At 40.9% G+C, this 11,830-nt stretch carries 11 protein-coding genes; 6 read left to right on the top strand and 5 right to left on the bottom strand.

The window, feature by feature from the left end; all coding sequences use genetic code 11:
* Window positions 1-2 precede the first annotated feature (2 nt).
* Both MSG95_RS11575 and cysM read right to left on the bottom strand, forming a co-directional pair.
* Window positions 3-821 carry a 3'-5' exonuclease gene (locus MSG95_RS11575; protein ID WP_077166040.1) on the bottom strand — a complete coding sequence of 273 codons (819 nt, stop codon included), beginning with the start codon at window positions 819-821 and terminating at the stop codon, window positions 3-5.
* A 12-nt stretch (window positions 822-833) separates the two neighbouring features.
* Window positions 834-1,766: a cysteine synthase CysM gene (cysM, locus tag MSG95_RS11570; protein ID WP_016803785.1), complete on the bottom strand. Its 933-nt coding sequence runs from the start codon at window positions 1,764-1,766 to the stop codon at window positions 834-836.
* Window positions 1,767-1,938: 172 nt separating this feature from the next.
* Here cysM and MSG95_RS11565 point away from each other — a divergent pair, with 172 nt between their 5' ends.
* From MSG95_RS11565 to MSG95_RS11540, 6 genes are all read left to right on the top strand, one after another.
* Window positions 1,939-4,746 carry an ATP-binding protein gene (locus tag MSG95_RS11565; RefSeq protein WP_077166039.1) on the top strand — a complete coding sequence of 936 codons (2,808 nt, stop codon included), beginning with the start codon at window positions 1,939-1,941 and terminating at the stop codon, window positions 4,744-4,746.
* Between the two features lie 96 nt (window positions 4,747-4,842).
* Window positions 4,843-5,631 carry a crotonase/enoyl-CoA hydratase family protein gene (locus tag MSG95_RS11560; RefSeq protein ID WP_004698630.1) on the top strand — a complete coding sequence of 263 codons (789 nt, stop codon included), beginning with the start codon at window positions 4,843-4,845 and terminating at the stop codon, window positions 5,629-5,631.
* 11 nt (window positions 5,632-5,642) lie between these two features.
* Entirely contained in the window at window positions 5,643-6,509 is an 867-nt protein-coding gene (locus tag MSG95_RS11555; protein WP_077166038.1) for an NAD(P)-dependent oxidoreductase, read from the top strand.
* Window positions 6,510-6,525: 16 nt separating this feature from the next.
* Window positions 6,526-7,320, top strand: coding sequence for a hydroxypyruvate isomerase family protein (locus MSG95_RS11550; RefSeq protein ID WP_019458119.1), 795 nt, complete (start codon window positions 6,526-6,528; stop codon window positions 7,318-7,320).
* Window positions 7,321-7,401: 81 nt separating this feature from the next.
* A complete protein-coding gene (gene rsfS / locus MSG95_RS11545; protein ID WP_019458118.1) occupies window positions 7,402-7,803 on the top strand; it encodes a ribosome silencing factor in 402 nt (133 codons plus the stop codon).
* Between the two features lie 218 nt (window positions 7,804-8,021).
* A complete protein-coding gene (locus MSG95_RS11540) occupies window positions 8,022-8,843 on the top strand; it encodes an SDR family NAD(P)-dependent oxidoreductase (RefSeq protein WP_077166036.1) in 822 nt (273 codons plus the stop codon).
* A 52-nt stretch (window positions 8,844-8,895) separates the two neighbouring features.
* Here MSG95_RS11540 and MSG95_RS11535 read toward each other — a convergent pair whose 3' ends face one another.
* From MSG95_RS11535 to MSG95_RS11525, 3 genes are read right to left on the bottom strand one after another with little or no spacing between them, the layout of a single operon-like run.
* Complete coding sequence (locus MSG95_RS11535) at window positions 8,896-10,350, bottom strand: NAD(P)(+) transhydrogenase (Re/Si-specific) subunit beta (RefSeq protein WP_004698634.1); 1,455 nt, start codon at window positions 10,348-10,350, stop codon at window positions 8,896-8,898.
* A 12-nt stretch (window positions 10,351-10,362) separates the two neighbouring features.
* Window positions 10,363-10,677, bottom strand: a complete 315-nt coding sequence (locus tag MSG95_RS11530; RefSeq protein ID WP_000230434.1) for a proton-translocating transhydrogenase family protein — start codon at window positions 10,675-10,677, stop codon at window positions 10,363-10,365.
* 11 nt (window positions 10,678-10,688) lie between these two features.
* Window positions 10,689-11,816 carry a Re/Si-specific NAD(P)(+) transhydrogenase subunit alpha gene (locus MSG95_RS11525; RefSeq protein ID WP_004698636.1) on the bottom strand — a complete coding sequence of 376 codons (1,128 nt, stop codon included), beginning with the start codon at window positions 11,814-11,816 and terminating at the stop codon, window positions 10,689-10,691.
* Window positions 11,817-11,830: the final 14 nt, after the last annotated feature.

The raw sequence follows: 11,830 nt of genomic DNA, 5'->3' as shown, positions 1-11,830 counted from the left end.
ACCTAAAAATCTAAAGGATTAAAATAGTGGGACGTAAATTCGGTGTATTTCGAAGTACGTTGCCACACTTCAAGAAAATCTGCCTGTTGAGGCATAGTTTGTAAATATTCAATACTCGAACTAATCCAGTGATTATGTTCATCTGCATTTAATTGGCCTTTTAGTACTAGCCAACGCAAATAAATTAACCATGTATTGAGTACATCACCTTCACAATAACTGGTTAATTTTAACCACTGTTGATTACGAACATATTCAGGAACATGATAACCCGATTCACCACGCTTACCCGGCAAACCTAAAATACAGGCGATATCGTCAAGCTTTTGGAAATTACGACCATTAAACATTGCCATAACATCCATTAAATCAATATGACGATGGTGATAACGGTTTTGGTAATTATTAAAACGTTTTTGACTATCAAGCTCACCTTGATCAAACAAGCCCGGCGCAGAAAGACCATGATACATGGCACGGAACAAAATAACCGGCAAATCAAATTGTGAACCATTCCAACTTACTAAAGTCGGGTGGCGCTTATCAAAAATAGATAAAAACTTCTGTAAAATTTCAGCTTCTGAATAGTGCTCTCGACTAAATGAAAATAATCGAAAGCCCGATTCATCAATCCATAGTCCAGAAATACAAACAATTTCGTGCAATGGCAAACGCTGAAAATCCATGCCTGATTCTTGACGGCGGATTTTTGTGAGTGCCTGTTCAACATCTGCCTCTGGCAAATCAAGATGATATAAATGCGCTCCCGCTTTTAAATCAGTTAAAGTTTCAATGTCAAAAACTAAAGTTGGGAAACGCATTCTTTCTCTCAATTATGAGTTATCGTCCTGTACTGAGAACAGACCTGTAGACAAGTAGCGATCGCCACGGTCACAGATAATGCAAACAATAACAGCATCCGGATTTTCTTCTGCAATCTTAATTGATGCCCAAACCGCACCACCTGAAGATGTGCCAGCACTAATACCTTCCATACGTGCCAATTTACGCATGGTTTTTTCAGCTTCAATTTGAGGAATATCAATAATTCGGTCTACACGACTGCTATCAAAAATTGTAGGTAAATATTCTTTTGGCCAACGACGAATACCCGCAATACTTGATCCGTCTGCTGGCTGTAAACCCACAATCTGAATGTCCGGATTTTGTTCTTTTAAATACTTAGAAACACCCATAATGGTACCTGTTGTACCCATTGAGCTTACAAAGTGAGTAATTTTACCACCAGTTTGTTTCCAGATTTCAGGGCCTGTCGTAAGGTAATGAGCCTCGACATTATCAGGATTACCAAACTGATTTAGAACATGACCTTTGCCGTCTTTTTCCATTTGCAAAGCTAAATCGCGTGCGCCTTCCATACCTTGTTGGGGAGTCACTTCAATCAGTTCTGCACCATAGGCCAACATCGCATCTTTCCGTTCTTGGCTCATGTTATTTGGCATAATAAGTTTCATTTTATAGCCACGCATTGCAGCAACCATAGCCAGCGCAATACCTGTATTACCGCTAGTTGCCTCAATTAACGTATCGCCCGGTTTAATTTGACCACGCTTTTCTGCCTGCATAATCATGTTGTAGGCGGGACGATCTTTTACAGAACCTGCTGGATTATTACCTTCCAATTTTGCTAAAACCGTTGCTTGCGTATGACAAGCCAAGCGCTGCAAACGGACTAGAGGTGTTTTACCTACATAGTGATCTAACAAAAATTCGTCGGCTAAAAAATCAGGTTGTGTATTACTCATGATCAACACCTAAATCGGGGTGGCACTATTGTATGAAAAAATGATCGGTACTGCACCCATTTCACTATGCTTTTTAATAAAAGTGATTAAAGCACGGTCAGTTATAAAATGCCGTCTGTTTTAAAATAAAGCGTGATAATATGCCCTACAGAGAGATCAATCTGATGTAGCCATGTCTAATTTCAATAAAACCTTATCGAAACGCTTACGTCTGAATCATGCATATGGGCAATTGATTGCTCTTATTTTTGTGCCCATGATGATTTTAACAGGGGTTGGCGCATTTCTGGTTTTAACTGAAACATCTCATTCGGCCAAACAACAGCAGCTCCATCACGCTTCGGCTATTTTGGCTCGTTATAATGAAATCGCCAAAAACCTCTACACATTGGTAGAGCTAAAACCTGATGAATATGATCATGCACAAAACATTATGCAAAGCATGTTCAGTGAAAAAGATTTAAAGCGTGCTGCTTTAATTGATAGTAATGGTCAAACATACTTAAGTGTGGGTTATCGAGATAATCGTTACTGGCCCAACTTTACCCAAAGCAGTAGTTTCTTCGGCCCTATTTCTTACAACCATAACAATATCTATGGTATTCGAGTCACTAATACCACAGGGAAAACTCCTGTTTGGCTCGTGATTGAAATGGACAATCAACCATTAGAGCTAGCACGCTATCGTATTCTGATCGCTTTAGTTATTACCAGCCTAATGACACTACTCTTGCTTTTGCTCTGCCTAAATTTCTTCTCTCGCCGCTGGGTTGCACCGATGTACGAAATTCGAATGCAATTACAACGACTTAATGCAGACACTTTAGATCAGCACATGATCATTAACAGTACAGGCGAATTACGATTACTCCAACGTGATATTGCAAACGTAGTAAAACGCTTACATTTTAGTTTTTTAGAGCTTAAAGAACATACAGAACAAACCGAAGAAGACTTACGCAGAACATTAGACACTTTAGAAGTTCAAAACATTACTTACCGTCAGGCACGTGACCAAGCCATTTCATCAAATCAGGCAAAATCCGTTTTCCTTGCCAATATTAGTCATGAACTTCGTACCCCGCTTAACAGTATTGATGGCTTTATTCATTTATTGCTTCGCCAACAAAACCTGAGTAACGAACAAAATCTCTATCTACAAACTATTCGAAAATCTTCTGCCCACTTATTAGCATTAATTAATGATGTATTAGATTTCTCAAAAATTGATGCAGGTAAACTAGAACTTGAAACAGCACCGTTTGATTTAGAAGAAGCTATTTTCGATGTCATGGACATGTTGTCACCTTTGGCTGCCCAAAAGCATATTGCCATGGCATTTTATTATGCAGACAACATTCCTCAAGAAGTCATTGGGGATGCTTTACGCTTTAAACAAATTTTGACCAACCTAATTTCAAATGCAATCAAGTTCACGCCAGATGGCGAAATTATTGTTCGTGTACGTATGGAACATGACGATATTGGTCAATGCTTACTTCATTTTAGCGTTCAAGATAGTGGTATTGGTTTAAGCGGCACAGACCGTAAAAAATTATTTGAGTCGTTTTCGCAAGGCGATGCATCTGTTACACGTCAATTTGGTGGTACAGGCTTAGGTCTGGCGATCTCCAAACAACTGGTTCACCTCATGCATGGTCAAATTGGTTTTGAAGATAACCAAGAGCGTGCGCCAACAGAAAAAGGTTCAACATTCTGGTTTACTGCACAGTTTACTGTAGATGAAGAACATGAGATAGAACACCCTCACTTCCAACATTTACAAGTCGTGTCTTATTTAGCACATCCAGCAACGGCAAGTGTTTTACGCTACTATCTTGAAAACTATCAAGTTCCACATATCGAAACTCAATCGATTTTGGACTTATTTAGCCGCTTAAAACACCTCGACCAGAAAGACAATACATGGCTTGTTGTTGATCATAGCGGTGACACAGAAGCTCTACTTAAAGAAATTCGTAGCCGTTATCAAGGTAACCTAGCAGTTTATGGCTACCAAATGACACTTGAGCCAAACATGCTCACCGAATATCGTGCTCGCCCACTTTATCAACCGTTAAGCCGCAGTGGACTTATTCAACTATTAAGTGACCAACCTATCTTTGAAGAGGAACAACAAGACTTTAATGGTCAGGGATTACATATTTTAGCGGTCGATGACCATTTACCGAACTTAATTGTTTTAGAAGCACTATTAGGTGAGTTAAATGTGAAAACCACTAAAGCCTTAAGTGGACAAGAAGCGCTGAATATCATCCAAGAACGCATTGATCAAAAGCTCAAACCGTTTGATTTGGTGTTTATGGACATTCAAATGCCGGTTATGTCAGGCATTGATACTACTCGTGCGATCCGCTCGCTAGAGTCAACGCTAGATGGAGAAATGCAGCTTCCAATTATTGCATTAACCGCTCACGCACTTGCTGATGAAAAACAAAAGCTTCTGAAAGTTGGTATGAATGACTATGTCACCAAGCCAATTCAAATGGAGCAGATCATTCAGATTTTAACGCAATGGACTAAAAACAATTTCACTGCACAAGCCTTAGATAAAGATCATCATGTTGTTGCCGAGGCACTAGACCCAGAAATATTAAACTGGCAGCAAAGTCTGCAATTGGCAGCAAACAAAGAAGATCTTGCCCAAGACTTACTTAAAATGTTGGTGGACAGTTTCCCAACCGAGCTAGATGAAATGCAGCAGCTCATTGAACTTGAAGACTTCCCTCAACTTGAGCATGTATTACACCGCCTCTATGGTGCAACTCGCTATGTTGGCACACCAAAACTTCAACAAGTTACAGGTGACTTTGAACAGTTTGTTTCTAAGTTACGCAAAGAGCGCCGTAGAGCTGACGATGGATTTATTGAAGAAGTTACACAGCGCTTCAATGAATTAGGACTTGTCATTAAAGAAGTAGAGAGTGCAGCTCACCAAATTTTAGTGATACCAGACTAAAAAGAACCTATAAAAAAGGCATGACTGACCTGTCATGTTTCCAATTTCAAGCCATGTTATGCTCCGCTTATCGATAAAAAAATAAGCGGGAATTTCATGGCACTTTTACGTATTGAAAAGAATAATGGCATTGCGACAGTTTATCTAAACCGTCCGGATAAACGTAATGCCATGAGTTTCGCTCTCCTCAAAGAACTTGTTTCAACGGCTAAAGCCATACAAAAAGACCGAGAGATCCGCTGTGTAATTTTGACTGGCGAAGCACAAGTATTTAGTGCCGGAATTGATTTATCTGACCTCAACAATCCTAAAAATTCTGCATTTGCGATTTGGGAGCTTGTAAAACCAGGACAAAGCCTTTTCCAAAAAGCATTTTTGATTTGGCAAAACTTGCCTGTACCTGTGATTGCAGCGATTGAAGGTTATTGCTTTGGCGCGGGAATGCAACTTGCGTTGGCTGCCGATATCCGTATTGCCCATCCAGAAACCAAAATGTCGATTATGGAAAGCCGCTGGGGATTAGTACCCGACATGGGGCTTACCCGCTCACTTAAAGGTTTGATTGGTGTAGACCTTGCAAAAGAACTAACCTTAACTGCGCGTGTGTTTGACGGAAATTATGCAAAAGATATTGGCCTTGTAACGCACTTAAACGAAAATCCATTACAAAAAGCGAATGCGATTGCCTCAGAAATGCTACAACGCTCACCAGATGCATTGACTGCTGCAAAACGCGTATTAGATGCAATGGAACATCAACCAGAAAAATCATTGCGTTTAGAAAAAATCTGGCAACTTAAACTATTACTTGGTAAAAATAGCAAACTCGCTCGTAAAAAAGATAAACATCCGGAAGTTAAATTTTTACCACGCCAATATAGATAAGCGCTTTGAAGATGAATTTTGATCGTAATACACCGATTGCCTTTTTAGGCATAGGGCTTATGGGAAGCCGTATGGCTAGCCGTCTTATTCAAGCAGGTTTTCAAGTTGCTGTCTGGAACAGAACAGCATCTGCATGTGAAGAACTTATCGATATCGGCGCACACGCTCTCGATCTTTCAAACATCGGACAATACCCTGTAGTTTTAACTTGTTTAGCTGACGATAAAGCTGTGCAAGCTGTATTTGAACAAATTCAACCTCACTTAAAAGCTGGTCAAGTTATTGTGGACTTCTCAAGTCTGTCTGTTGGTGCAACAAAAGCACTCGCTCAAGCTACTGCTTCACAACAGGTGACATGGATTGACTCTCCTGTTTCGGGCGGTACAGCTGGTGCTGAACAAGGCACACTTGTCATTTTTGCAGGTGGAGATGCTCAAACTATTGAAGCTTTAAGCCCTGTTTATAATGTACTTTCCCAACGTGTAACACGAATGGGGGATACTGGTACCGGCCAAGCCACTAAAATTTGCAATCAACTCATTGTGGCAGCAAATAGCGCTCTTATCGCTGAAGCTGTAGCACTAGCAGACCGCGCAGGTGTAGACACGACATTACTCGCTCCCGCGCTAGCTGGTGGATTTGCCGACTCAAAACCTTTTCAAATACTTGCGCCACGCATGGCAACTCATACATTCGAGCCTATTCAGTGGAAAGTTCAAACATTATCTAAAGATCTTAACAACGCGGTAACATTAGCTAAAAATGTTAATTTAGACATCCCTGTTGCACAAAAAGCTCTATTACAGCTACAAACTCACCAAAAAAATGGCTTTGCCGAGAAAGATTTAGCTACTATGATTCAAGTAGTAGAGCAATAATAAACGGAGTTTGTATATGGGTCGTCTTGCCGTTAACTTATCCATGATTTTTACCGAAGTTTCTTTAATTGAACGCTTTGCATTAGCCCATGCAGAGGGCTTTGAACACGTAGAAATCCAATTCCCATATGAACTTACCATTTCCGATATTCAAGACCAACTTGAACGCTATAACCTCAGTTTATGCTTAATTAATGTTCCTGCTGGCGACCTTATGCAAGGTGGAAATGGTTTGGCTGGTGTACCAGGCCAAGAAAAAGCATTTCGCGAAGCATTAGAATTAGCTATTCGTTATGCCACCGCTTTAAAAGTACCACGTGTCAATATTTTGGCAGGTAAGCAACCTCAAGATTCAGATTTACTTCCTTGCCTTAAAACTCTTGCAAGCAACTTAAAGCTGGCCTGTGACTTACTCACAGAACACGATATTGAACCTGTATTTGAGATGATTAATGGCACAGATATGCCACGTTTTTTAGTACAGAACATTGCTCAAGCTCAAGAAATGCTAGAAGCAGTCAATCACCCTGCTTTAAAAATGCAATATGACTGTTACCACATGGCGATGATGGGTGAAGATGTACTTGAAGGGTTACAAGAAAATATTCACCAAATTGGTCACATTCAGTTCGCAGATTGTCCAGGACGCCATGAACCCGATACAGCCCAGATTCCTTACGAACAAATATTTTCTTGGATCAAACAAAGTGCTTATATGGGCTACATTGCGGCAGAATACAAACCTAAAAACGGGTCAAATCAGTCATTTACATGGAAAAACAAATATTTTTCCGATGATGTAAATATATAAACTGTTACTAGTTTCGTTTGAAATTCTGAGTGAAAACCACTATATTAGATAGTGAGTAATTGTCAGGAAAATATACCCTATATGAATTTAGAACCATCGCCCAGCGTGTCTAATTCTCACGATTTCGCAATGAACACCTCAAATAAAGACGTACAAGCTTGTCTCAAAGTCGTCCATGACGCTTTAGTTGATGTAAAAGCAAAAGATATTCTACAGTTAGATGTTAGCACTATTAGCAACGTTGCTGATGCTATTGTTATTGCGAGTGGTACTTCTACTCGTCACGTCAAAGCACTTGCTGATAATGTTGCAGAAGAAGCTCGAAAAGCTGGTTTCCGCCCGATTGGCGTTGAAGGCGAACGAGATGCCGAATGGATCTTAATTGATCTTGGCTTTGTTGTAGTACACGTGATGCTACCGACAGCCCGCAAATTCTATGATTTAGAAAGCTTATGGCGTACTGCCCCAGAGTCAGTCGCATAAAATTTTTGCTTTTAAAAAAAGCGGCTCTTTTGAGCCGCTTTTTTTATTTACTAAACAAAGATTTTAACCATTTTCAAATATCCCATCATCTTTCCAGCCCCCCCACAAATACCAATCATCATTTACAACCAAATTTGACATGACAAATTGTCAAAATTACAGCACTATAACCATTCTTAAAGTCTCATCAATAAATAGCATAACTGGAGCACTAAAAAGTGAAGATACTCATTACAGGCGCCAACACAGGAATTGGCTTTGCCACAGCAGAACAACTTGTAAAACAAGGGCAACATGTCATTTTGGCATGTCGAAATCCTCAAAAAGCTCAAGAAGCACAAAACAAACTGCGCTCACTTGACCAAGGGCAAGTCGATATCGTTTCTCTTGATTTGAATAGCCTTGAGTTAACCAAAAAAGCTGCAGATGAAATTGCAGATAAATATAGCAATCTTGATGTACTCATTAATAATGCTGGGTTATTTGCAAAAACAAAACAGCTCACAGCAGATGGTTTTGAGCAACAATTTGGCGTTAATTATTTAGGCCATTTCTTACTTACTCAAAAGTTACTCCCAGTTTTACAACAATCTCCTCAAGCACGTATTATTCATCTTGCATCTATTGCTCATTGGGTTGGTTCAATTAAACCTAATAAATTTCGTGCAGAAGGTTTTTACAACCCCCTGTTCTATTATGGACAATCTAAGCTCGCAAACTTACTCTTCAGCAATGCACTAGCTGAACAACTTACTGGTAGTACAATTACAAATAATGCATTACACCCTGGTGGTGTCGCTTCTGATATTTATCGCGATTTACCAAAACCAGTTTATGCGGCCATGAAATTAGGCTTAGTGCCAACTTCAGTTCCTGCAAAACTTATTACAGAAATGGCAATTGGAGACTCATGGCAAAACCGCAACGGCGAATATGTCAGCGCTCATATGCCTGACTGGAAATCGCCACATGCAAAAAACCAACAACTGGCACGTGACCTCTATCAACAATCAATGGATCTGGTCGAAAAGTTTCTTTAAATCCTAAAAAGCAAAAAAACCACCCGAAGGTGGTTTTTTATTTCAAAGTAACTTAGTGACCTGTACCATTAATTGATTTAGTCATATCTTCAACAACTTTCTTAGCATCACCAAAGATCATCATTGTTTTTTCGTTATAGAACAAGTCATTATCAAGACCTGCATAACCTGTTGCCATAGAACGCTTAATCACCATGATTGTACGTGCTTTATGCGCTTCAAGAATCGGCATACCATAAATCGGTGAGCTAGGATCATCTTTTGCAGCTGGGTTTACAACGTCGTTTGCACCAATTACAAGTACTACGTCAGTTGCTGGGAAGTCTGAGTTGATCTCATCCATTTCCAAGATGTCTTCGTATGCTACGTCTGCCTCAGCAAGCAATACGTTCATATGACCAGGCATACGGCCTGCAACTGGGTGAATTGCGAAACGAACACGAACACCCTGTTCTTTCAGAATTTCACACAACTCTTTTACAGCATTTTGTGCACGACCTTGCGCCATACCATAACCCGGTACAATCACAACGCTGTCTGCATTTGACATTAAGAAGCCAGCATCATCAGCAGAACCTGAACGGTAGTTACGTTGAACTTGTTCACCTTTAGCAGCGGTAGAAACTGCCGCACCGCCCATCGCACCACCAAACAATACGTTGATGATTGAACGATTCATTGCTTTACACATAATGTAAGACAGAATCGCACCAGATGAACCTACAAGCGAACCCGCAACGATCAACATGTTGTTTTCAAGGGTAAAACCAATACCTGCTGCTGCCCAACCAGAGAACGAGTTAAGAAGCGATACAACTACAGGCATATCACCACCACCTACTGGTGCAATCCATACCCAGCCAAATGCAAGTGCAAGAGCTGTCATTGCCCAGAAAGCAGTCATGTTGCCAGTTGTGAAGAAGTAGAAACCACAAGCCAACATCGCAATAAAGATAAGTGCTTGAACAGGTTTAACCCATGCACCAGAAATTGTTTTAGCCCATTTTTTCGCAGCCAATTTGCCGTATGCGAACACAGATGCAGTAAAGGTAATCGCACCAACGAAACACCCCACAAACAATTCAAATAGATGAACCTTGCTCATGTGTGCATGTTGTACGCCAGCTGCAGTCAAAGCCGCCTCATTTTGAGCAAACAGTGCAGTTAATTGGTTGTTATGTAAAATTGCAGCTATTGCAATAAGGACAGCAGCCAAACCAACCAAAGAGTGCATAAGCGCAACAGTTTCAGGCATTTGTGTCATTGGCACTGTACGTGCACGTGCAATACCCACGATTGCGCCTAACACCATCGCCCCAACGATCATCCAGATGACTGGGTTGTTGGCAACAAAGAAGGTCGTTATAACGGCAATCGCCATTGCGATCATACCGTAACGGTTACCTTGAATTGCTGTTTTAGGGCCAGACAAGCCACGAAGCGTCAAGATAAAGAGGATTGCGCCTACAAGGTACAACCAGTTTGCATTCGCTTGAATAAATTCCATGTCAAAGCCCTCTTATTTCTTTTGCTTAGGCTTGAACATTTCCAGCATGCGCGCAGTTACTGCGAAGCCACCGAAAATATTAATGCTTGCTAAAAATACTGCAATTGCACCGAGTACACTCACCACATTCACACTTTGAAATGCAACATTCGCATCTACACCTAAAACAGGTAGACCTACAGTTTGCAACATCGCACCAACAACAATAATTGATGACAATGCATTAGTTACTGCCATAAGTGGCGTATGCAAAGCTGGTGTAACACCCCAAACAACGTAATAACCTACGAAGATGGCAAGGACGAAAATTGTAATAGTTTCAACCATGAGAAATCTCCTTAACCACGCTTAAGCAGCACTTGACCGCCATGAGTGACCAATAGGGCTTTTTGGATTTCGTCTTCTTGATTAATCGCAAAGTTTTTCTCTTTGTCGAATAAAGTTTCTACGAAATTAAAAACGTTACGTGCATATAAAGCAGAAGCTTCTGTTGCTACAGTTGCTGGAATATTTGGAACACCCAAAATTTTCACGCCATTTTCTGTAAAAACAGTCTCGCCAACTTTAGAACCTTCAACATTACCGCCAGTTTCAACTGCCATATCCAAAATGACAGAACCTGGTTTCATCTTGGCAACAGTTTCAGCTTTGATCAGACGCGGCGCATCACGACCTGGCAACAATGCGGTTGTAATCACGATATCGGCATTAGAAACAGCTTTATCTACAATCGCAGCTTGGTCTTTAATGTATTGCTCACCCGGCATCCAGCCATAACCATTTTTTGCTGCATCTGCCGCACGTTGTTGCTCTTCTTCAGACATTGGTACGTCTAACCATTTACCACCTAAAGACTCAACTTGATCTTTAGCTGTAGGACGTAAGTCTGTTGCTTCAACAACTGCACCCAAACGTTTTGCAGTAGCAATCGCCTGAAGGCCTGCAACCCCAACTCCCATAATCACAACACGTGCAGGTTTCACAGTACCAGCAGCAGTCATAAGCATTGGGAACATGCGTTGATATTCGGCAGCAGCAAGCAAAACTGATTTATAACCAGCCAAGTTTGCCTGAGAAGACAACACATCCATGTTCTGTGCACGAGAAAGCGTACGAGGAAGCAATTCCAGAGCAAAAGCAGATACTTGCTGATTAGCAAATTGATCTAGCTCGGTATTACGATAAGGATCAAACATTGCTACAACAGCTGTATTTGCTGCAAGTTTTTGAATTTCCCCGCCTTGTGGCGCACGAACTTTCAAAATAATTTGACTACCTGTATAGGCATCATCCGTAATGGTTGCACCGACCTGTTCATAAGCACTGTCAATGTACGCAGCCTTTACACCAGCACCACGTTCAATCACAACGCTATGACCAGCGCTAATCAACTTCTTTACTGTCTCTGGCGTAGCAGCTACACGATTTTCACCGACGACAGTTTCGGTTGGGATTCCGATCTGCATGAGCGTTCCTCAAG

Source organism: Acinetobacter sp. IK23 (assembly GCF_035615275.1).
Taxonomy (GTDB): domain Bacteria; phylum Pseudomonadota; class Gammaproteobacteria; order Pseudomonadales; family Moraxellaceae; genus Acinetobacter; species Acinetobacter seifertii.
This window is presented reverse-complemented; position numbering and strand designations above follow the sequence as displayed.